This is a genomic window from Rhizobium ecuadorense, from assembly GCF_001187535.1.
In the GTDB taxonomy this organism is placed as follows: Bacteria; Pseudomonadota; Alphaproteobacteria; order Rhizobiales; family Rhizobiaceae; genus Rhizobium; species Rhizobium ecuadorense.
The window spans coordinates 92,193-113,475 of the sequence record NZ_LFIO01000207.1 but is presented as its reverse complement, the minus strand read 5'-3'; the positions used below and the strand labels follow the sequence as shown (position 1 = coordinate 113,475).

17 protein-coding genes are annotated in these 21,283 nt (G+C 60.9%); 6 read left to right on the top strand and 11 right to left on the bottom strand.

Translation table 11 applies throughout. The features are described from left to right. Positions 1-5 precede the first annotated feature (5 nt). The 4 genes from speC to AF337_RS05265 all read right to left on the bottom strand — a co-directional run bounded on the left by speC (position 6) and on the right by AF337_RS05265 (position 6,263). Positions 6-2,369 carry an ornithine decarboxylase gene (speC, locus tag AF337_RS05280; protein WP_049731291.1) on the bottom strand — a complete coding sequence of 788 codons (2,364 nt, stop codon included), beginning with the start codon at positions 2,367-2,369 and terminating at the stop codon, positions 6-8. After that, a complete protein-coding gene (locus AF337_RS05275) occupies positions 2,366-4,627 on the bottom strand; it encodes an Orn/Lys/Arg family decarboxylase (protein WP_049731290.1) in 2,262 nt (753 codons plus the stop codon). The genes speC and AF337_RS05275 overlap by 4 nt, the downstream gene beginning before the upstream one ends. A 155-nt stretch (positions 4,628-4,782) precedes the next feature. After that, on the bottom strand, positions 4,783-5,709 hold the full coding sequence (locus AF337_RS05270; protein ID WP_049731355.1) for a cation diffusion facilitator family transporter: 927 nt from the start codon (positions 5,707-5,709) through the stop codon (positions 4,783-4,785). Positions 5,710-5,903: 194 nt separating this feature from the next. Further along, complete coding sequence (locus AF337_RS05265) at positions 5,904-6,263, bottom strand: hypothetical protein (protein WP_184342753.1); 360 nt, start codon at positions 6,261-6,263, stop codon at positions 5,904-5,906. A gap of 272 nt (positions 6,264-6,535) precedes the next feature. Between AF337_RS05265 and AF337_RS05260 the strand changes: the two genes are divergently transcribed. Continuing rightward, positions 6,536-7,897 carry an amino acid permease gene (locus tag AF337_RS05260; RefSeq protein ID WP_049731353.1) on the top strand — a complete coding sequence of 454 codons (1,362 nt, stop codon included), beginning with the start codon at positions 6,536-6,538 and terminating at the stop codon, positions 7,895-7,897. Positions 7,898-7,912: 15 nt separating this feature from the next. Here the strand turns inward: AF337_RS05260 and arcC are convergent, their stop codons facing one another. The 4 genes from arcC to AF337_RS46205 form a co-directional block, all read right to left on the bottom strand. Beyond that, positions 7,913-8,851, bottom strand: a complete 939-nt coding sequence (arcC, locus tag AF337_RS05255) for a carbamate kinase (RefSeq protein WP_049731289.1) — start codon at positions 8,849-8,851, stop codon at positions 7,913-7,915. A gap of 1 nt (position 8,852) precedes the next feature. Next, positions 8,853-9,857 carry an ornithine carbamoyltransferase gene (locus tag AF337_RS05250; protein ID WP_049731288.1) on the bottom strand — a complete coding sequence of 335 codons (1,005 nt, stop codon included), beginning with the start codon at positions 9,855-9,857 and terminating at the stop codon, positions 8,853-8,855. Between the two features lie 38 nt (positions 9,858-9,895). After that, the gene (gene arcA / locus AF337_RS05245; RefSeq protein WP_049731352.1) at positions 9,896-11,125 is read right to left on the bottom strand and encodes an arginine deiminase; all 1,230 of its coding nucleotides are present in this window, start codon (positions 11,123-11,125) and stop codon (positions 9,896-9,898) included. 145 nt (positions 11,126-11,270) lie between these two features. Further along, positions 11,271-11,633 (bottom strand): hypothetical protein, encoded by a 363-nt coding sequence (locus AF337_RS46205; protein ID WP_167347729.1) that lies wholly within the window; start codon positions 11,631-11,633, stop codon positions 11,271-11,273. Positions 11,634-11,959: 326 nt separating this feature from the next. Here AF337_RS46205 and AF337_RS05235 point away from each other — a divergent pair, with 326 nt between their 5' ends. From AF337_RS05235 to AF337_RS05225, 3 genes are all read left to right on the top strand, one after another. Continuing rightward, positions 11,960-13,180 carry a sensor histidine kinase gene (locus AF337_RS05235; protein WP_049731287.1) on the top strand — a complete coding sequence of 407 codons (1,221 nt, stop codon included), beginning with the start codon at positions 11,960-11,962 and terminating at the stop codon, positions 13,178-13,180. Then, entirely contained in the window at positions 13,146-13,814 is a 669-nt protein-coding gene (locus AF337_RS05230) for a response regulator transcription factor (RefSeq protein WP_049731286.1), read from the top strand. The genes AF337_RS05235 and AF337_RS05230 overlap by 35 nt, the downstream gene beginning before the upstream one ends. Positions 13,815-13,907: 93 nt before the next feature. Next, on the top strand, positions 13,908-15,674 hold the full coding sequence (locus tag AF337_RS05225) for a hypothetical protein (protein WP_193393573.1): 1,767 nt from the start codon (positions 13,908-13,910) through the stop codon (positions 15,672-15,674). 57 nt (positions 15,675-15,731) lie between these two features. Here AF337_RS05225 and AF337_RS05220 read toward each other — a convergent pair whose 3' ends face one another. Then, positions 15,732-16,715, bottom strand: a complete 984-nt coding sequence (locus tag AF337_RS05220) for a hypothetical protein (protein ID WP_049731284.1) — start codon at positions 16,713-16,715, stop codon at positions 15,732-15,734. Between the two features lie 159 nt (positions 16,716-16,874). Here AF337_RS05220 and AF337_RS05215 point away from each other — a divergent pair, with 159 nt between their 5' ends. Further along, positions 16,875-17,519 (top strand): helix-turn-helix domain-containing protein, encoded by a 645-nt coding sequence (locus tag AF337_RS05215; RefSeq protein ID WP_049731283.1) that lies wholly within the window; start codon positions 16,875-16,877, stop codon positions 17,517-17,519. A 21-nt stretch (positions 17,520-17,540) separates the two neighbouring features. After that, positions 17,541-17,900: a hypothetical protein gene (locus AF337_RS05210; protein ID WP_049731282.1), complete on the top strand. Its 360-nt coding sequence runs from the start codon at positions 17,541-17,543 to the stop codon at positions 17,898-17,900. 27 nt (positions 17,901-17,927) lie between these two features. On the opposite strand, the gene AF337_RS05205 is transcribed toward AF337_RS05210, so the two are convergent. Further along, positions 17,928-19,865 (bottom strand): mechanosensitive ion channel family protein, encoded by a 1,938-nt coding sequence (locus AF337_RS05205; protein ID WP_049731281.1) that lies wholly within the window; start codon positions 19,863-19,865, stop codon positions 17,928-17,930. An 11-nt stretch (positions 19,866-19,876) separates the two neighbouring features. Continuing rightward, a complete protein-coding gene (locus AF337_RS05200) occupies positions 19,877-21,088 on the bottom strand; it encodes an alpha/beta hydrolase (protein ID WP_049731280.1) in 1,212 nt (403 codons plus the stop codon). Positions 21,089-21,283: the final 195 nt, after the last annotated feature.

Below are 21,283 nucleotides of genomic sequence, written 5' to 3'. Positions count from 1 at the left end.
TGCGTCTACTCGCGCACGACATATGTGTGGAATTTAATCCGCCCCTCGATCCTTTCCTGGAACACACCCTGGACCTCGTAGTTGAAGCCCGGGAACCGGTTGAAAGACTCTTCGAAGGCCAGGAAGTAATCCCGCATCGGGCGCGCCCTCTCGTCCCAGCGTTCGCCGGGAACGATCACGCCGATACCCGGCGGATAGATCAGCGCCAGCGTTGCCGAAATGCGGCCGGCAACCTGCGTCAGCTGTATATAGTCGACATTGTTGGCGACCAGCGCTTCATAGGCCTGCTTGGGAGCAATGGCCGGCTCCGGGAAGCTCTCGGAACGGAAGCAGAGGCGCTGGAGTTCCTTGACGCCGGCATCGCGATAGAAGGAATGCATTTCGTTGCAGACCTGGCGCACCGTATAGCCGGCATAGCGCTCGCGGTTGGCCGCAAATACGGTCGGCAGCACTTCCTGCAGCGGCGCGTCGCGATCCCAGAGGTTCTTGAATTTGACCAGCTTGGCGACGAGCGTATTCAGCTTGCTCTCATCTTCCGCCGGCGTCAGCAGGAAGAGAAGGCTGTTGAGATCGCATTTTTCCGGCACGACCCGCTGCTCCCGCAGATAGTTGGCGACAACCGTCGCCGGAATGCCGAACTCGCGATAGCCGCCGGTCTTGCGGTCGATGCCGGGTGTCAGCAGCGCAAGCTTGTTCGGATCGACCATGGTGTAACCCGGCGCATACCCGGCATAGCCGTGCCACTTTGCCTGCGGATCGAACCGCCAGCATTGCTGCTCGCGCTTGAGCACATCCGTCGGAATATCCTCCCACCGCATGCCCTCGAGGTCGTCGGTATGTTTGGACCCTGAAACGGTGACGGTCTCCGGCACGAAGGGATCGAAGAACCATTGCTCTTCGGCGCTTGCGGCCTTGGACTCATAGTGCCGGACGAAACCGCGCAACTTCTTGCGCACCTCGATCCCGAGTTCGATGCAGCGGTCCCAGAGCATCTCGCCGGCCTTGCCCTCATGCACCTTGGCATTGACATCGAGCGAGGCGAACAGCGGATAGAAGGGAGAGGTCGAGACATGCATCAGCAGCGATTCATTGAAGCGCTTGTGTTCGACGAACCGACGCTGGCCGCTGATATGTTCGTCCCGCTTGTGGATTTGCGAGGCCTGCGAGAAACCGGCGCCCTGTTTGTGCACCGACTGGGTTGAAAACAGGCCCGGCATGTCGGCCCGCAGGTCCTTGAGACGCATCGGGCTGTGGCCCTCGAAGAGCGGGTGGAAGGCATTGTAGCCGATCCAGGCCTCGTCCCAGAGCACGTAGTCGCAGAGATGGCCGATCTTCTCCATCACCTGGCGCACATTGTAGATCGTGCCGTCATAGGTTGCGAGCTGGATGCAGGCGAGACGGAAGGGCCGGTCTGCCTTCGCACGGCTCTTGTCGGCGACAAGGGGATGTTCCTCGATCCTTCGCCGCAGCCAGCTTTCATCCCACGCCGCCCAGTCCACCGCCCCGATCATGCCGAAAGAATTGCGGGCCGTCGGCAGATAGATCGGGATGGCGCCCGCCTGAACAAGAGCGCCCTGATGCAGGGATTTATGATTGTTGCGGTCGAAGAGCACGAGGTCGCCGCTGTGCAGCACTGCATTGGCAACCACCTTGTTGGAGGTGCTTGTTCCATTGAGAATGAAATAGGTGCGGTCTGCGCCGAAGATGCGCGCCGCCTGTTTCTGCGCTTCGACGGCTGGACCTTCGTGGATCAGCAGGTCACCGAGATCGACATCCGCGTTGCAGAGGTCGTTGCGGAAAATGCTCTCGCCGAAATATTTGAAGAACAGCTGGCCGGCCGGCGATTTCCGATAGAACTGGCCGCCCTGATGTCCGGGGCAATCGAAGGCGATATTCGCCTCGCCGTCATAGGCCATCATGCCGCCGAAGAACGGCGGCAGCAGTGACTTGCCGTAGTTGACCGCGCTGGAGACGATCTGCTTGGCATAGAAGGTCGGTGTCTGCTGACCGAGGTAAACGAAGCCGTCGACCTCGCCGGCCATTTCGACGACGTCCATATCCTTGATGGTCAGCGTATCGGCCATTGCCCAGATCGGTGTACGGAAGCCGATATCCCTGACCGAGCGAAGGAAGCTGCGCGCGGCCGACAGCTGGCCGCCTTCGACCGAGCCGATATAGGCGCCGACATCGGCATCCTCTGAGACATCGGCGGAATAGTCGCCACGCAGTTCCACCTCGAAGCCCTGGTCGACGATCTGTGACACCAGTTCCTGAGCCTGAGAATTGTCGCGGTCGATGACCGCCACGATTTTCAGCATCTTGTGGAAGGGTATGGCGACCGTTGGAGACTTCACATCGCGCGGGATCATTTTTGCGCCTCCTCTGCAATGCAGTCGACGAGGTAGCGGCGACCGCTATCGCCGGGGGCAAAACGAAGGCCGTGAATATCGGTCTCGAAACCGGGAAATTTGCGGTCGAAATCCCTGGCGTAAAGCAGGTAGTCCTGAATGGACTTCGTCGACTGGGTGATCCGTTCGCCCGGCATGATCAGCGGGATCCCTGGCGGATAGGGAACGATCATCACGGCGAGGATGCGGTTCATCAGCTTGTCGATCTCGATGCTCTCGATCTTGCCCTTGACCAACCGGTCATAGGCATCGGCGGGACGCAGCGCTATCTCGGGCAGGAGCGTGTACATCTCGCGCTGCGCCTTCGGCACCTCGTCCTTGCGATAGATCGCATGGATCTTTTCGCAGAGATCTTTCAGTCCCATGCCGGCATAGGCTTCCGGATGCGCGGCCGCCAGCGCCGGCAGCGCCCGGGTCAGCGGCGCATTGGCGTCATAGAGATCCTTGAAATTGATGAGCTCGGTGACGAGCGTGCTCCACTTGCCGCGGGTAATGCCCATCGAGAAGAGAACCAGGAAGGAATAGAGCCCGGTCTTTTCGATCTCGATCCGCCGGGAGGAGAGGAATTTCGTGATGACCGCCGCCGGAATCCCCTGTTCCTGCATGATGCCACCCGCCGACAGGCCCGGCGAAAGGATGGTGACCTTTATCGGATCGACCATGACATGATTTTCGGCAAGGCCTGCAAAACCATGCCAGGCATCATCCGGCTTCAGCACCCAGTCGGCATGGGTGTCGCTCGGCGTCTGTTCGGCAACCGCCGGTTCCCAGACGTCGAACCACCAGCTTGCTTCCGTCTGTTTTCTCACCGCGTTCATCGCCCGGCGGAAGCTGATAGCCTCATCGATCGTCTCCTGCACGAGCGCGCGTCCCGCCGGCTGCTCCATCATCGCGGCGGCGACATCGCAGGAGGCGATGATGCCGTATTGCGGCGAGGTCGAGGTGTGCATCATGAAGGCTTCGTTGAATCGCGTGACGTCGAGACGCTTGTTCTCGGCGTGCTGGATATGGATCATCGATGCCTGCGAGAGCGCGGCCAGAAGCTTGTGGGTCGAATGCGTGGCAAAGGTGATGGCGTTTTTCGAACGCGCCGGTTTCGTCGAGGAGATTCCGTGGAACCCATCGTAGAATTCATGGAAATTGGCATAGGCGTACCAGGCCTCGTCGAAGTGCAGCACCTCGACCGCCTCACCCAGCGACTGCTTGATGGCGTCGACATTGTAGCAGAGCCCGTCATAGGTCGAGTTGGTGATGACCATCAGCCGGACCTTGCCGCTCGTCTGCCCGGCAAAGGGGCTTGCGGCAATTTTGCGTGCGATTGCCTCCGGCGTGAACTGGTCCTTCGAGATCGGACCGATGATGCCGAGCCCATTGCGCGACGGCGTCAGATAGATCGGTGTTGCGCCCGTCATGATCAGCGAGTGCAGGATCGATTTGTGGCAGTTGCGGTCGCAGAGTACGAGATCGCCGCGCCCCACCATGCCGTGCCATACGATCTTGTTTGCCGTCGACGTGCCGCCGACGACAAACAGCGTCTCGTCCGTGCCGAAGATGCGCGCGGCATTGCGCTCGCCCTCGGCGATCGGCCCGACATGATCCAGCAGCGAACCGACGCTGCCGACCGACACGGAAATGTCGGATCGCAGCGTGTTTTCGCCGAAGAAAGTATAAAAGAGCTGACCGACCGGGCTCTTGCGGAACGCGACACCGCCCCCGTGGCCGGGCGTGTGCCAGGAATAGGCGCCCTCGAGCGTGTAGTCCATCAGCGCCTTGAACATCGGCGGCGGCAGCCGGTCGAGATAGTTGCGTGCGGCCTGCGCTATGGCGCGCGCCATGAATTCCGCCGTATCTTCGAACAGCCGGAAGAAGGCATTGGCGTGGCGCAGCACCGTGGCCGGGACGTCTGCGGCAGTCGTGTCGTCGCCGAACAGGAAAATCGGCAGGCGGTCGTTCCTCTGCCGCTTCGCTGCCAGAACCTCTCCGAGCACCTGCCAGCGCGTGGTCTTGTCCTCGGCTCCATCGACGGACACCAACCAACAGGATTCGGTGTTGAAGATATGCACGAGGCGCCGCGCATCCTCGTAGGAAACGCCGGAGACGATCCGGAAGCCTTCCTTTTCGATTGCATCAGCCAGATCGCGCATGCCGCGGCCGGCAGCGCTTTTGCCATCAAAATCCTCGTCGATAACGGCTATCGGAAATGCCATCTGGAATTCCATGCGTTCCTCCAGAAACCGAGAGTCAAAGGCCGTGGCGCTCTGCAGCGACGCGCGTCTCAGCTGGAGGGATCGTACAGGACGGGTGGCGCACCGTCGTTGATTGCAATCAACGCGAGGTCAAGCATTTCGGTATCAGTGGGAATGTCGACGGCGGCCTACTCGGCCCATTCCGCATCGGCCGTGAAGGCAATCGTCAGCCAGCGATTGGCGCTTTCGTCTCCGATCGCATCGCCTATCTCGTCCCTGAGTGCGTCCCATTCCTCCACGGTCTTTGGAGGAAGGCCTTCAGGCACGATGAAATAGAGTTCGATCTGCATTGCCCGGCCGACCCGGGCAACATAGGCGCGATGCGAGAGGAAACCGAGGCGGTGAACCGTCTCAGAGGCAATGCGGTCGACATGCTCCTGGAGGTCGACGGGCGCAATCAGCAGGATTTCGCTCAGGGCCTTCCAGACGGTGCCGATCGGAAGTGGAATCATGACGAGGCAGACCAGTGCCAGAACCGCGGGGTCCATATAGCTGGCAACCCATGCGGCCGGCGTCGCCTGCACGGCCATGCCGATCAGAAATGCAATCAGCAGGGCGAAAGCGATGCCGCCGGACATGATCCAGGCCTTGATGTCGAGCGAGACGAAATCGGATTTGATCCGGGCGTTCAGCCGGATGCCAAGGAAAGTCATGGCGGCGCAGACAAGCAGGGTCGCCGCGGAATAAGCGACCGCCATGCCGAACTGCAATTCGTGGCCGCCGTTCAGGATGCTGATGATCGCGCTGATCAGCGCATAGATGGCGACGGTTATCAGCAGGCAGCCATTGAGCATCAGCACGATCGGCTCCAGATGCCAGAAGCCCATGGTAAAGCGGTTTCGGATCCTGCCCGACTGCGCGTCGCTCTGCGTGGATTTTATGATCAGGCTGGAAACCCAGAGCGCCAGCCCGGTCATCGCCGCATCGGCCAGCGAATAAACGCCGTCGAAAGCGATGGAGAACGATCCGGAAAGAATGCCGAAAACCACACCGAGCGTCGCGACCACGACCGTCGCCGCGATCGAGATCCTGAGAAATCCCTGCTCGCCCAGCATCATTGCCCCACCTCCGACACCCTTCATTCCAATCGTTTTATGCTGATCGTGAAGGCGAGACGAGGTGGGTTTGCTTTTTTCTCCTGCCGGTCGCAGCCGTCCTGCGGCAGGCGGGCGATGATCCAGGGAAGACGCCGCATGCGGCTCAGCCTGAAATCTGCCCGGCGCAGGTGCCGGTCATTTTGTGTAGCCGGTCATTTTGTGTAGAAGGTCATATTGCCGTTGCGCGCCCGCGACACCCATTCGATGTCATTGGCGGTAAGCTTCTTGGTTTTGAGTTGAGCCGTAAGCCACTTGTTGGCGCGAATTGCATCCCGGATGGCTTTGACGTGCTCATCGCTTCCCTGTTGAGGGTGTGAGCCGGTCTCGGAAAAATCGGCCATCCTGTAGCTGACGATGGTAAACCGTCTGTCGTGATAGGTTCGCACCGCCTCGGGCAGATTCTCGCTCCAGTTCATTCTCCGATATTCGCGTCTAGTCTGCTGGGCCTCGACCGGGGCAATTCCGGCGGCGGCAGTCAATACGGCAAGTCCAATGATCACGGCCATCTTCATCGCTCTAGCTCCCGAGAACCGAATGATGTTCGGTTGCGCAAGATAGCTCATGCGCCGGCGCCAGGCATTGCGTAGGATCAATGGTGTTCAAACAAGCAGATGGCCGATAACCACTGGATTGTATGATGCTGGAGACGGTCCCATCCACTACGCCCCGCCCACTACGCATTGAACCGGATTGCAGCGTCTATTCTTTGGGAGGAAGATTGCATCCGGCAGCAGATGTCCGCGGCGATATCGGCATCGGAAAGGACGTCTCTGGGGAGGGCACCATGACAACGTCGCCAAATGGCAAGAGTCTGGGACTTGCCGCCTGCACCGCTATCGTCGTCGGAAACATGGTGGGGTCGGGCTTTTATCTTTCCCCGGCCGCAGTAGCACCCTATGGCAATCTCGCGATCCTCGTCTGGATCGTCATGGGTGCGGGAGCAATCTGCCTCGGCCTGACCTTCGCGCGGCTGGCGCGCCTGGTGCCTGCCGTCGGCGGTCCCTACGCCTATACAAGGCTTGCCTATGGCGACTTCGCCGGTTTCCTGATCGCCTGGGGCTACTGGATTTCCATCTGGACATCGCTTCCGGTCATCGCCATTGCCTTTGCCGGCGTGATGATCGATCTCTTTCCAGCCCTCGGCAACCGCTTCACCGCGACGGTGCTGACGCTTGGTGTGATCTGGGCGATCGTGCTCGTCAATCTTCGCGGCGTTCACGCGGCCGGCCTCTTTGCGCAGGTCACCACCTACGCCAAGCTGCTCCCCTTCGGCGCAGTCGCCATCATCGGTCTTCTCTTCATCGACACGTCGCATTTCTCCGAATTCAATCCAAGCGGCCAGCCGCTGCTGCAATCGGTCGCGACGCTGGCGCCGCTGACGATGTTTGCCTATCTCGGGTTGGAATCGGCGACCGTGCCCGCAGGCGATGTTGAGGATGCGGAGCGGACCATCCCGCGCTCCACCGTCCTGGGGATCTCGATCGCTGCAGCGCTTTATGTGCTCGGCACCATCGTGGTGATGGGCCTCGTGCCGCGCGAGCAGCTCGTTCACTCGGTGGCGCCGTTCTCGCAAGCCGCGGGCATCATGTGGGGGCGCGGCGGCGAACTGGCGATCTCGATCGCCGTCCTGGTCTCTTCGATCGGCGCCTTGAACGGCTGGACCCTGCTGATGGGACAAGTGCCGATGGCCGCCGCCCGGGACGGGCTGTTTCCTCCGCTTTTCGCGCGGCTCTCGTCCCGCGGCGTACCGGCTCTGGGCATGATCGTCTCGGCCCTGTTCGCAACCCTGCTGGTTCTCGTTCAGGCCTTCGGGGCCGAAGGATTCGCCGCAGTCTATCGGCTGATGGTCGGGCTGAGCACGATGGCCGCCGTCGTCCCCTATGCCTTCTGTTCGCTGGCCGGAACGCTCGTCGCGGGCGCGACGCTCGGGCGAATGCCGCGCGTAAGCGTCATCGAACTGATCGCCTTCGTTTTTGCGATCTTCACCCTCTATGGCTCGGGCGCGGAGCCGGTGCTCTATGGGCTGGTGCTGCTGATGCTCGGGATCCCCGTCTATGTCTGGCAAAGGCGGAACGCCGCGCCGGCGATCGAACGCCAGGAGACGGCGGGCGGTGCTGCAACGCGGCACCCGGCCGTGTCGGGATAAGGGTCGGACGAGTGTTCAGGTATGCCAACTCAGGCCGGCAAAGTTTTCACTGATGATGGTTCCGCGTTCGCCGCGCACCATTCCCGAAATGTCGGCGAGCGATCCGATCGCTGCGGTCCTGCCGCCCGTGCGGGCAAAATGGCAGGCGGCATCGACCTTGGGGCCCATCGATCCGGCCGGGAAGGCAAACTGCTTGAAATCAGCGGGACGGGCGCGATGGATCGCCTTCTGCGACGGCTTGCCCCAATCGGTGCAGACGGCCTCGGCATCCGTCGCCATGATCAGCAGATCGGCGGAAAGCTCGCGCGCCAGAAGCTCCGAGCAGAGATCCTTGTCGATCACGGCTTCGACACCGATCAGCTTCCGGTCGGCGCCCTTTTCGTACATCGTCGGAATGCCGCCGCCGCCCGCACAGATGACGATCGTGCGCTGCTCCAGCAGCCAGCGGACCGGACGGATCTCGAAGATACGTTTGGGCGCCGGCGAGGCGACGACACGCCGCCACTTTTCGCCGTCCTGCTTGAACACCCAGCCTTTTTCCGCGCGGATCCGCTCCGCCTCCGCCTGTTCGTAGACCGGACCGACGAACTTGGTGGGGTTCTGGAAGCCCGGATCGGCGGCATCGACTTCGACCATGGTCAGCAGCGTGGCCAAAGGCTGTTCGAACGGCAGGAGATTGCCGAGTTCCTGTTCCAGCATATAGCCGATCATGCCCTCGGTCTCGGCGCCGAGAACGTCGAGCGGATAGGCTTCCTCGGGTTTGTAGGCTGCCCCCTGAAGGGCAAGCAGGCCGACCTGCGGCCCATTTCCGTGCGTCACCACGATCTCATGTTCGGCTGCCAAGGGCGCGATCGCCTGAGCCGCGACGCGCGCATTCCGTCTCTGGGTATCGGCGGTCATGGCTTCCCCGCGCCGGAGAAGCGCATTGCCGCCAAGCGCAATGACCACACGCATGTCAATCTCCCAGGGTCGCGACGAGCAGGGCCTTGATCGTGTGGAGGCGGTTTTCCGCCTGCTCGAAGGCGACATTGGCCTCGGACTCGAAGACCTCATTGGTCACTTCAAGGCCGTTCTCCATGCCGTAATCTTCGGCGATCTGTTTGCCGAGCGTTGTTTCGGTGTCGTGGAATGCCGGCAGGCAATGCATGAACTTGGCCTGCGGATTGCCGGTGGCCTTCATCAGGCTCTTATTGACCTGATAGGGGGTGAGCAACTTGATGCGCTCGCGCCAGACATCCTTCGGTTCGCCCATCGAGACCCAGACATCGGTGTGGATGAAATCGACATCCTTGACGGCCTCCTTGGGATCGTCGGTGACCAGCAGGCGCGCGCCGGAGTTTTGCTGAAGCTCCTTGGCGATCGTCATATATTCTTCGGAGGGCCACAGCGATCTCGGGCCGCAGATGCGTACATCCATGCCGAGCAGGCAGCCGACGATCAGCAGCGAATGTCCCATATTCGAGCGCGTGTCGCCGACATAGGCATATTTGATCTGGGCGATCGGCTTGTCGCTATGTTCGCGCATCGTCATGACGTCGGCGATCATCTGCGTCGGATGATACTCGTCCGTCAGTCCGTTATAGACCGGCACACCGGCGTATTTTGCCAGCGTTTCCACGCCTTTCTGCGCAGAGCCGCGATATTCGATCGCATCATACATGCGCCCCAGCACCCGCGCCGTATCCTTGAAGGATTCCTTGTGGCCGATCTGCGAACCTGACGGATCGAGATAGGTCACATTGGCGCCCTGGTCCGAGCATGCGACTTCGAAGGCGCACCGCGTTCGCGTCGAGGTCTTCTCGAAAATCAGGCAGATCTCCTTGCCCTTCAGGTGCTCCTGTTCGGTGCGGGCGTATTTGGCCCGCTTCAGATCGCGGGCGAGGTCGAGGAGATAGCGGAATTCCCGCGGGGTATAATCCTGCACGGTCAGTAGCGAGCGATTGCGCAGATTGAAGCTCATGATCTTGCTCCGTCGGTCTGGTTCGTGGGTGTGAAACGTCAGTAAGCAGGGTCGCGCCAGATGGGGCATGTCATGCAATGCCCGCCGCCACGGCCACGGCCGAGTTCGGAACCGCGAATGGTGATGACCTCGATCCCCGCCTTACGCAGAAGCGTGTTCGTATAGGTGTTGCGGTCGTAGGCGACGACGACGCCGGGCTCGAGGGCGACGACATTGTTGCCGTCGTCCCATTGTTCCCGCTCGGCCTGGTAGGAATTGCCGCCGGTTTCGACGGTGCGCAATCGCGGCAGGTCGAGCGCCTCGGCGACGACATCGAGCATTGGCCGGTTTTCGGGATGAATCTCGAATGTGCCGTCGTCGTCTCTGGGGTGCATGCTGTAGCAGCGGACCTGATCGACGACCTCGGCAAACAGGGTGACGACATCGCGATCGCAAAAGCTGAAAACGGTGTCGAGGTGCATTGCCGCACGGCTCTTCGGCATCAGGCAGCCGATCACCCGCTTTGCGGCCTTGCTCCTGAACAGGGCCTGCGCCACCTGGCCGACGGCCTGATAGGTCGTGCGCTCGCCCATGCCGATCAGAACGGTGCCGTTGCCGATCGGCATGACGTCGCCTCCCTCCATCGAGGCGTTGGCGAACGGCTGGTCCGAATCGCCCCACCAGATCTGGAAATCGCTGCCAAGAAAAATTGGATGAAACTTGTAGATCGCGCGCTGAATCAGCGTCTCGGCGCGTCTTGCCGGCCAGAACATCGGGTTGCAGGTCACGCCGCCGTAGATCCAGCAGGAGGGGTCGCGCTGAAACAAGGTGTTCGGGATCGGCGGGATGACGAAATCCGTCTCCGGCAAGGCGCTGAGCATCAGCGACTTCGCCTTGACTTCGGGCAGGTCGGAGATTGCGATGCCGCCGATCATGAATGCGGCGAGTTGGGCGGCGGGCATTTCATCAAGCCATGGCCGCATCGCCTCGGCGATTTGCGAGCCAAGCACATTCGGGGTAATGCGCCGGTCCAAGATGAAATCACGCGCCTGCTTGTTGGCAAGGGTCTGACCGAGCAAGTCGTGAAGCTCGAGAACTTCAACGCCCCGTTCCTGCATCTTCAGCACAAAATCAAAATGATCCTTCTGGGCCTCGTGAACCCATAGGACATCGTCAAAAAGCAGGTCATGGCAATTCGCAGGCGTCAGGCGCTGATGCGCCAGAGACGGTCTGCAAACCATGACGGTTCTTAATTTCCCCACCTCCGAGTGAACCCCGAAACCACGCATGTGGTCCTCCTTCGCATTCGGATCGCGGCCATGCCGCCCCTTCTTCAAAAACCAGATTATTTCGGCCTGCACGGTCGTGTCATTGATCGCAGACAATCCGCCGCGCGGTATGTGCGGTCCTCTTCGCCGGCCCGAGGCCGGGAGGTCACTGGAGACCCGAAACGTCGCATTGATCGATTTGCCACGGGCGCCAATGGGTGGGGTGAATGTCGAGCACCTCGCCGGTCACCGCGTTGATCCAGCCATCAGCCAGACGCTGACAGGGGAAAACCAGGGCATGGACGCCTTCGTCGTCGATGACGGCGAGTTCTATATCCTGTTCGAACGGAGCTTCGACGGGCACCCGCCACATCACCGAACCCTCCCGACGATCCATCAGCGCCAACCGGACACGGGGTTGTTGTTCCGGCACGCCAATCACCCAACCGGCATGTTCTGGCCCGACGGTGACGAGCCGCAATTGCGTTGCGGGTCTTGTCTGCGGAAATAGATCCGACGGGTCGCTCATTCGCCGATATTCCTTGCGGCTCGCCGCCGACCGGCGTCATCATTGCCGCGGCGGTTGCGATTGCGATGGCAAGGGCGTCCCTATCTTCCAACTCCCTCAAATGGCCCCTCACGATAGCGGAACGGTGCGGCGGCGGCATTGAGCCGGATCAATGGCGACGAAGTGGGACGCCGGCGACGGGGTTTGCGCCAAAAGTTCGCGAGACAAGAACAATAGAGGCTACGCGATACTACACGGATTACCCGCCCAGAGGTGATATTGTGGTGCGGTTATGGAGGAAAGACGGTCCCTGGGCCAATACTTCTCAAGGGGCGGAGGAGACCATCATGTCCATCAAGATGGAGGCGCCGGATGCCGTCGCCGAAGCCGGCCCCGGCGTTGCACGACAAGTCCCCCCTATGACATCGCCGCCAGCCATGTGCGAAGGAAACGGCGGGCTGCGGATGGATTGGATCCGGCAACTCCACGAACACATGCCGGACGCGGTGTTTTTTATCAGCGACAGCCATAGAATCTCAGCCTGCAACAAGGCCGCGGTCGCCTTGTTCGGTTATGAGGAGCGCGAATTGATTGGCCGAAAAATCGGCTTTGTCTGGCGTCCGACACCGAATGTTCGATTGAATGGACGCTGGGCAGACCAAGGGGCGGTGCGAGCCGGCCTGGCGATCACCAAGAGCGGAGTTCAATTTCCGACAGCCCTCACCATTATCCGCAAGCATGACGAAGAAGGCGTTTTCACTGCGGCGGTTTTCGAGGACTTTCGTGCCGAGCGCGAGATTTTGCAGCAAGTTCAGGAGCTGCAGCACGAGATTGCCCGCCTTGCAAGAATGACTGAACTGGGAGAAATGGCATCCGTTCTTGCCCATGAACTTTCCCAGCCGCTGTCGTCTATCGCAGCCTATTCCGAAGGGTGCGGGCGTCTTGTCGCGAGCAGCCGCCCGCAGCGCGGCGAGGAGCTTCGCGAAGCGCTGTTGGAAATTACGCAGCACGCGCTATGGGCAGGAAGTATCGTCCAGAACGTCAGAGAATTCGCAGAACGCGGCGCTTCCGAGAGGAAACCGGAGGCGATGCACGAGCTGATCCATCGGGCGACAACGCTTACGCTCATCGGGTCGCGGCGAAAAGACCTTCACACCGACTTTCGGCTCGAAGCGGTGCAGGACACCGTTCTTGGAAATCGCGTTCAGATCGTGCAGGTGCTGACGAACCTCGTTCGCAACGCCTTGGAGGCGACCGAGTGTGTCGAACAGCCGTCGATTGCGATCTGCACAATGGTAGACAGTTCCTCGTATCTCGTTGTCGAGGTGTCCGACAACGGCAGTGGGATTGCAGCCGAGATCGAAGAGTCGTTGTTTCGTCCCTTCGTAACCGGCAAGCCGCACGGCCTTGGGATGGGCTTGGCATTGTCCAAGCGCATTGTCGAGGCGCATGGAGGCCGCATAAGCGCGCGTAACAGAACTGACAGCGGCTCAGTCTTCTCGTTCTCGCTTCCGCTGGTGGAGACCGAAATCAATGACGAACGACCTGACCATCCATCTCGTCGATGACGAGGAGGCGTTGAGACGATCTTTGACATTCCTGCTGGTGTCGGCCGGTTTTGCCGTGCGGGCGCATAGCTGCGCCAAAGCATTTCTGGATCTTCTGCCCCTTTCGGGCCGAAACTGCCTGGTGACGGATCTGCGCATGCCTGACGTCGACGGCATCGAATTGCTCCACCGTCTGCGACGATTCAATATGGACGTTCCGGCGATCGTCATCACCGGCCAGGGCGATGTCGCCGCGGCCGTTCAGGCGATGAAGGCGGGAGCGTCGGATTTCCTGGAAAAGCCCCTCGGGGAGGAAACATTGATCGCGGCGATCAATCTGGCCATGGGGCAAAGGCGGGCAGGCCGGGCAATTGCCGACTCCGAAAGCGTCGCGGCGCGCGTTCGTCAGCTTACAGACCGCGAACATCAGGTTCTGATCGGCGTTCTCGATGGTTTGCAGAACAAGATGATCGCTTATCATCTCGGCATCAGCTCGCGTACAGTCGAGGTCCATCGCGCCAATGTGATGGTCAAGATGGGAGCGCGCAATCTTGCAGAGCTCATGCGTATGGCCATCGCCATCGACGCAGTTGGGCAGTCAACCGAACCCGGGTGGATCTCATCGGCCGACGCCTGGCCAGCCTGCGCCCGATAATTTGGAGAAGCGATGCTTGCAACTTTAAGCTCGTGCGATATGATGATTTAGAATATGCTTACATAATTGCGTGATCTAGTCGTAGGGGCGATCATGAGAAACGCAACACAGTTCAATATATTCAGCAGTCTTGGACCGACGGCTGAGGAAATCTGCCAGCAAGTCGAGCGAATTCTCGCAAGCGAAGAATTTCACGCGCCGCAGCGCGGCCGGAATTTTTTGGAATTTGTTGTCAACGAGACGCTTGCCGGCCGATCAGGTTTCCTGAAGGCCTTTACCATCGCAAATGTGGTTTTTGGTCGGGAAGCGTCATTCGATCCGCAGAATGATCCGGTCGTCCGGATCGAGGCCGGCCGCATACGAAAGGCGCTGGAACGTTATTATCTCGTCGCCGGCCAGGCGGACGAGGTCGTTATTACGGTGCCGAAAGGCGGATACGTGCCGCATTTCGAATATATCAGGGAGGCGTCGCCGCCGCCTCAAACCGAGCCCGAAAACGCTGAGATCGCGGAACTTGCGCATCAAGGCCAATCGCGTGGGGAGACGCACCGCCCGGCGCTGCCGAGCGCCCGCGGCCGCTCAACCGGCCTGCTGGCCGTCCTCATTCTTCCTCTCCTCGCTCTTGCCTCTGCACTTTTTGTTGCGCGAGGCGCCCCGAGCACGCCGCCGTCAACAGTCTCCGCGCCCACGGTCGCTGTCGAGCTGTTTGCACAGAACAGCTCCGCCGATCCCAGCGCGGATATAGCCCGCGGCCTCAGGGACGACGTTATCGGTCAACTTGCCCAGTTCGATGACATCGTCGTGGTCGCCGATCCCTCGACAGGTGATCACGGCGCTGCTGCCGACTATGCGCTTCAGGGCAATATCCAGACGGACGGAAGCAGATGGCGCTCCGTTGCCATGCTGGTGCGCCAGACGGACGGCGCCGTCATCTGGGCCAATAGTTTCGATGCCGACCTTCGCGCTCAAAACAAGCTCGAGCTTCAAACGGGTGTAGCCCGGCAAATCGCCGGCGCGATCGCGCAACCCAATGGCGCCATCTTTCAAACAGAAACGGCTTTGATTGCGCAGAAGGCGGATCAAGATGTCCAGGCCTGTACCCTTGCCTATTATGGCTATCTCCAGACGATGACCACGCAAAGCCACAGCGCGGTGCGCGAGTGCCTGCTACAGGCAACCCGGCATATCCCGGACAACGCGACGTCCTGGGCGCTCTTGTCTCTGGTCTATCTTGATGAAGTGAGATTTCGCTACAGGCTCGGTACGCCATCTTCAACCGCGGCGCTTGCATTGGCAGCCGATTCGGCGCAGCGGGCCGCATCGCTGGCGCCGGACAATCCCCGGGTGCTTCGCGCCGTTATGCTGGTGAGTTTCTTCCGGGGAGATATCGACAAGGCACTTGCGGCCGGGACGGCAGCCTATGCCGCAAATCCCGGCGATGTGGAGGTTGCGGGCGAGTATGGCCTGAGATTGGCGATGTCCGGAAAATGGCAATCGGGTTGCGAGCTGATATCGATCGCGCTCGACAAAAATGCTGGTCCCACAGGCTATTATGAGGGCGGCATGGCGATGTGCGCATTGATGAGGGGCGATATCGAAGCGGCGGAACAATGGTCGCGAATATCCGATCTCGACGGTAACCCTATGCGCCATCTTGCCTTGCTGTCGATTCTCGGAGCCGCAGGCAAGATGGACGAGGCCAAGCTGGAGCGGGATTGGCTCCATACCCACGCGCCGGCATTGATGACGAACATCCGCCAGGAGATTTCCCTGCGCCTGCAGCGCCCGGAGGATCAGGAAAGGTTCTTCGACGGCCTGCGCGCCGCAGGCGTGGCCGTTGAGCTGCCCCCGGGAGGATGATGGAACCAACGAGCCGGATGGGCGGGCGATCGGAAACGCGGGTCCCGGGTCGTGCGGCTATGGGGCAGGGCCTGCGCCGCTCAGTTTGCGGCTGTTTGAAATTTCCATGGTGATCTTGGCGGCGATTTCGTCCTCGACATCGAGGATGGTTTGATTGCTGAGATCGCGATCATATTGATTTGCCCAGACGACCGTGCCGTCGGCGCCGTTGATCAGGCGGACATGCAGGTGCAGGACCGTGCCCTCGACAAGGGTGCTTCCCTGCAGGCTGAGCAGCGAGCCGATCGTCTCCATGTCGAATCGGCCGGGCGCAAGCACGACGATGCTGTCCATTTTCATCAGTTTGGCGATCAGCTGATCGGCCAGTCCCTTGGCAAAATCCGAGCCTCGCGCGGCGCCGCCGAGGGCAGCGAAGGGTTCGACGACGATCCTGGTCTTGCTCTTCGATGTCGAGGCGACAGGAGCCGGCGGCGGTTTCGATGGCGAGAGGTAGGATTCGAGCGGACGGATGAGGGCGAGCACCGCCATTGTGCCGAAGAGGGCGGGAATGCCGATCGGCAGCAGGAGATCGCGATAGCGCATCGGCCGCTCATGCCCGGGCTGAGGTGCCTCATGCCCGAGCTGACCCGGCTTGGCCACGCGATTTGGCGCAGCAGCGACCTCGGTGTTCGAGCTGCCTTCTCCGCTCGAAAAATGCGGGGCATAGCCCCCTTTGGGAATGGTGATCTCTATCGGATCGCTGCTTCCGCATACGAGATAATATCGTTCGAGGGCACGGCGGATACGCCCCGCTTCGATACGGACAACCGGATCGTTCTGTGCATCGAAGGAGGCATCGCGTCCGAAGACAGCTTGTGCAATCGTAAAGGCCTTGAGTTGGTCGCCATGGCCTTCAAGCGCCTCTTCGACAATATATTGCAGAAAGCGGCGCCCGCGTTCAGGCGCAAGAAATTCCGGACTTGCAAGGATACGATCAAGCTGCGCCCGCACGTTTTCGGGTTCTTGACGTGTCGGGTCGGTCCCTCCCTCTTCCGGTACCATCTAGACCTCCCGCGATACCGCCATATCGCCCTCAAGGGGTGATAGCTTTTATACCACCTGCCGGCAATCGCGTGCTTCCGTAGCAATACGTAAGGGGTTTCTCGAATACCGAGCCGTGCGACGATTGCTTATGCTGGAGGTGGATGGGGGGCGACGCACATGTTTCAGGATCAAGCGATCGGAAAATACGCCACGGTTCCCGGCCGCCACCATGGAACGGCCTCGGCGACATCAAGGGATCAATCGATCAAACTCAGCGCCGACGAAACGATCTACAGCGAAGGCGAACACGCTTTTGCGATCTACCAGGTCGAAGATGGCGCCGTGCGGATCTACCGCCTGACATCGAACGGCCAGCGGCACATCTTGTCCTTCTGCGGCAAGGGCGAGTGGTTCGGGCTCGAAAACGGCAATGTGCGGACCGATTTTGCAGAAGCCATCTGCGAAACCCGCGTAAGGCCGGTTCGCGCCAATCAGGACGCCGTCGTTTCGATAGATCTTTTGCACATTGCCCTGACGAACCTGGCAAAGGCGCAATGCAAACAGCTCATCATCAGCGAGCAGAGCGCCTTGAAGCGCCTTGCGGCCTTCGTTCAGGAGATGGCCGACCGGCATCCCGAAGATCCGGAATTCGATATGATGATGTCTCGCAGCGATATCGCCGACTATCTTGGGCTGACGGTCGAAACGGTTGCCCGCTCTTTCACGAAGCTTCGGGAAAAGCGCATCCTTCGTCTTGCCGGAAAATCGCAGCGAATTGTTCGGCTTCTGGATCGCGACGCGCTCGTCGCCCTGACGGTTTAATGTCATTAGAGGGATTGAATCATGGCCCATGCGTCCCGCCGAAGATCGATCGGATTGACCAAAAGAGTTTTTGCCGGCCTGGTCGGCGCCCAGGCTCTGCTGGCAGTTTTTCCACTGGCTGCCGCCGATGCGCAGGACGACCCCTTTTCCCAGTTTCCGTTGGTCATCCATTGCAAATACAACGAAACCTATCATGCCTTTTACATATCGCGTGTCTCGCAAGACGGTGTCGCGACCTATGTTGCATCCGATCGGATCGCCGGCACGATCACGCTCGATGGACAGGCAAAGGCGATCGGCGGTGCAGGCGGCGGCAGCTGTGTCGGCAAGACGCTGGTGGAGCTTCGTGCATCGCAGCAGGCGTATGATTTGAAACCGTAGCGACTTTGATCTGCTTTGCCGGCGGTGTCACTTTGCCGCTGTCGCCTCGTTTGCCTGTTGCGCGCGGATCGCTTGAGCCGCCGCCGCCGCGCCGCCGCCGCCCTTGTCGTCGCCTCCGACCTGCACCGTTGGCTGCGCGAATGCGATGCCGTTGGCCAGGAACACCTCGCGAATCCTCGCATAGGCCTTGCGGCGGATATAGGTCTGCATGCCGGGAACCGTGGTCATGGCGAAGCTCAGCACGATGCCATAGTCGCCGAACTGCTCGACACCCTTCATTTTCAGTGGTTCGAGGAAGTGCTGGCCGAGTTCCGGATCTTCCATAAGCTCGACCCCGATCTTCTTGGTCAGCTTGCGCGCCTTGTCTATGTCGGTATCGAAGCCGACGGTGATCCTGAATTTGTCGATCACCCAGTCTCGGCTCATGTTCTCGACGGCGCCGAGCTCGCTGAACGGCACCGTGAACACCGGGCCGCGATGATGGCGGAGGCGAACGGAGCGCAGGCTGAAGCTCTCCACCGTTCCCTTATAGTCCTTGGCCTGGATGTATTCGCCCACCCGGAAGGCATCGTCGAGCATGTAGAACACCCCGTTGATAACGTCCTTGACCAGGGTCTGCGAGCCGAAACCGATCGCCACGCCGAAAATGCCCGCTCCCGCGATCAGCGGGCCGATCTGCACGCCCAGCTGCGCCAGCACGATCAGCCCTGCCATCACCGCGACAACGACGGCCAGCGCATTGCGGAAGATCGGCAGAAGCGTGCGGAACCGGGCGCGGCGGGCGGCGTCGGCCGGCGCAAGCGATGTCGTGCTTGTGGATACCCGCAAGGTTCTATCGATCCAGCCCCGCGCCACCTGCCAGAGAAGGTCGGCGACCACGAGGATCAGGACGCTCTTCAGACCGCCGTAGAACAAGGCGGCGATCATCGGGTCGCGCTGACCCAAAGTATCGGGATTGAGCTGCCAGACGAGCGCCAGCCATCCCACCGCAAGCGCGATAACCGCGGCGCGTGCGCCTCGGGCGATGAGGATACCGCGCAGGCTGCCGGCATCGCTGGTGAAGGACAGCGCGGCCCGGCCGACGGCATTCAGGATCCCAGGCAGCACCAGCGCATAGATGCCGATCCAGAACAGGCCCCTCATATTGAGGCACCAGATGAACCACAGGGCGACGAGGAGGGCCGTTATCACAGCTTTCCTGGCGCGGCTTCCCTCCCAGACCGACCACACCGCCTCGATGGCAAGCAGCAGCCCGACCACGGAAAAGCAGTAGCTGATGGCCTTGCGGACATCAGGGGACACGCCAAGCGGCTCGCCCACGGCCGAGGTGGCGACGGCAAAGCAAACGACGCCGAACAGGATCAACAGCCTTCGCCGCAGGGATGACCCCATCGCCGCCGCGGACAGCAGTGCTGCCGCCAATCGAAACAGGATGAATGCCGAGAGATAGGCAAGCAGCGTCACGCGCGCGAGCGGCGGCCATTCCACGGCGAAAAAGACGATGCCCATCGCGCCTGCGAAAATACCGACCGGGATAAGCCGGCCGAGCAATGACTCGCGGCGCGCGGCAAACCGGCGATACACCGCCTCGGCGGCGAGACCGAAAGCGACGAGGCCGCCGAATATCAGGAAAACAGGCGCGTAGCCTCTGCTGGCGGCTTCGCTCCTGGCTCTTGTCGCCGCTGCCGTCACCTCAGTCGGGATTGCCGGGATCGCCGCCAGAAGTGCGTGCACGCGCGCCCGTGCGCCCGCCTCCCAGTTGGCTAAGGTCGAATTGCCCGCCGGCGAGGCGGGTGTCGCGGCCCCGCTCTCCTGCTTGCGGCTGTCAAGCCAGGCTTTCACCTCGGGATCCTGCAGCAGGCGCACGAGTTCGTCGATCTTCTGCTGCGGAGCCGCCGGCGGCACCTGCGCCAAAGCGCTCAACGCGACGAAAAAAGCGGCGGTGAAGGAAAGAAGCCATTTCAACCTGGAACTCCTCACTGCGTCAGCGTCTGTTGCTTCAGGTCGCCCTCGAGCGTCCCGTCGGCGGGTCGTGGCGGCCTCTTATGGGTGACGGGCTGCTCGATGATCGCAACCGGTGCCGCCACGGCGGTAGCGGCAACGGTGCCGATATTCGTTACCGTTCCGCCGACCACCGCGGTAATGCCCTGGCCCAGCGTGACATTGGAATCGGTGAGCGTCTGGCCGGTCATCAGGCGCTGGCCGATCAGTTGGACGATCTCCGGGCTTTCGGCGAACTTGCCGTGGTTGAGACTGTCGTTGCTCTTCACCTTCGTCAGGTCGATGGCGGTGATGCCGGCTTTTTCCAGCTTGGAACGATAGGGCTCTTCCGCCGGATTGATGGCACCGAGACGGGAGACCCGCCCGGTGATGAAGCTGGAGATCGCAAGAGCCTTGTCATCCTGAGAGACGAAGATCGTGAATTTCGGACGCGGCTCGCCCATCTCCACATATTGTTTGGCGAAGACCTGGATGTCGATGTCGGGCGAGGCCAGGATGACATTGTGGATCTTCGAATTGACGTGGCCGTCGCGTATCCCCATCTGCCGCAGAGATTCCATTGCAAGCCAGGTCCCCATCGAGTGGGCCATGATGGTGATGTCCTTGACGTTGGGGTCGGCTGCCAGCGTGCGCAGTGCCTGCTCCAGCGCCGTACGCGAATAGTTCGTGCTTTCCTTGTCGTATTCGTAGGCGGTGATCTCTGCTCGCGACGGCCAGGTGAACAGGACCGGCGTCGCCTGCATCTTGCTGTCGTGGACGATCTGCGCCAGCCGGAAGACCGAATCCTCATAGGTGTTGTTGAAGCCGTGAACGAAGACGAGCGCATGTCCGCCGTTCACATGCTGCCGGAACCAGACGCGGCCCTGTGCCACCGTGTCGATCTGCTGAACATGGGTCACGGCAAAGTCGGTGGCCGGATCGGGCGGAAGACGCTTCGGCCATTGCACGGTGCCGGCTTCGCGCTTTGCCGGGATCGAAATCGAGATCTGCGTCAGATGCGGCTTGGAACTGCGCTCGCCGTTGAAGAGCGTGGCCGGGCTCCCGGAAGGCTCGCGCGTGGTCGCAACCAGCATGTCGACCCTGGATGACGGCGGTATCGGCGATGAAGTCGAAACCGGCGTCATCACGCCGCCCGGATGCCCGCAACTTGCCAGAAGAAGAAAAAGAGCCACGCTACGTCTTGCCATTCACGCATCCAGCAATCGCTCAGGAGGAGCTTTCCGAGCCTGGATACTAGCAGCCGCGCTATAGCGGCGCCTGTAGCATCACGTAATATCTATGGCTTTCAAAGCGATCGGGATCGCCGGTCATCAAGGTCCGATCCCGCCCGAGCGAACCGCTCCCGCCTCGGTGAAATCCTTTCCGATCCTCTTTGCCAATTC

Excerpts from the sequence above, each read along its gene's own strand:
- speC (WP_049731291.1), bottom strand. The coding sequence starts at position 2,369 with ATGATCCCGCGCGATGTGAAGTCTCCAACGGTCGCCATACCCTTCCAC.
- AF337_RS05275 (WP_049731290.1), bottom strand. The coding sequence starts at position 4,627 with ATGGAATTCCAGATGGCATTTCCGATAGCCGTTATCGACGAGGATTTT.
- AF337_RS05270 (WP_049731355.1), bottom strand. The coding sequence starts at position 5,709 with ATGCTGGGCGAGCAGGGATTTCTCAGGATCTCGATCGCGGCGACGGTC.
- AF337_RS05265 (WP_184342753.1), bottom strand. The coding sequence starts at position 6,263 with ATGAAGATGGCCGTGATCATTGGACTTGCCGTATTGACTGCCGCCGCC.
- AF337_RS05260 (WP_049731353.1), top strand. The coding sequence starts at position 6,536 with ATGACAACGTCGCCAAATGGCAAGAGTCTGGGACTTGCCGCCTGCACC.
- arcC (WP_049731289.1), bottom strand. The coding sequence starts at position 8,851 with ATGCGTGTGGTCATTGCGCTTGGCGGCAATGCGCTTCTCCGGCGCGGG.
- AF337_RS05250 (WP_049731288.1), bottom strand. The coding sequence starts at position 9,857 with ATGAGCTTCAATCTGCGCAATCGCTCGCTACTGACCGTGCAGGATTAT.
- arcA (WP_049731352.1), bottom strand. The coding sequence starts at position 11,125 with ATGCGTGGTTTCGGGGTTCACTCGGAGGTGGGGAAATTAAGAACCGTC.
- AF337_RS46205 (WP_167347729.1), bottom strand. The coding sequence starts at position 11,633 with ATGAGCGACCCGTCGGATCTATTTCCGCAGACAAGACCCGCAACGCAA.
- AF337_RS05235 (WP_049731287.1), top strand. The coding sequence starts at position 11,960 with ATGTCCATCAAGATGGAGGCGCCGGATGCCGTCGCCGAAGCCGGCCCC.
- AF337_RS05230 (WP_049731286.1), top strand. The coding sequence starts at position 13,146 with ATGACGAACGACCTGACCATCCATCTCGTCGATGACGAGGAGGCGTTG.
- AF337_RS05225 (WP_193393573.1), top strand. The coding sequence starts at position 13,908 with ATGAGAAACGCAACACAGTTCAATATATTCAGCAGTCTTGGACCGACG.
- AF337_RS05220 (WP_049731284.1), bottom strand. The coding sequence starts at position 16,715 with ATGGTACCGGAAGAGGGAGGGACCGACCCGACACGTCAAGAACCCGAA.
- AF337_RS05215 (WP_049731283.1), top strand. The coding sequence starts at position 16,875 with ATGTTTCAGGATCAAGCGATCGGAAAATACGCCACGGTTCCCGGCCGC.
- AF337_RS05210 (WP_049731282.1), top strand. The coding sequence starts at position 17,541 with ATGGCCCATGCGTCCCGCCGAAGATCGATCGGATTGACCAAAAGAGTT.
- AF337_RS05200 (WP_049731280.1), bottom strand. The coding sequence starts at position 21,088 with ATGGCAAGACGTAGCGTGGCTCTTTTTCTTCTTCTGGCAAGTTGCGGG.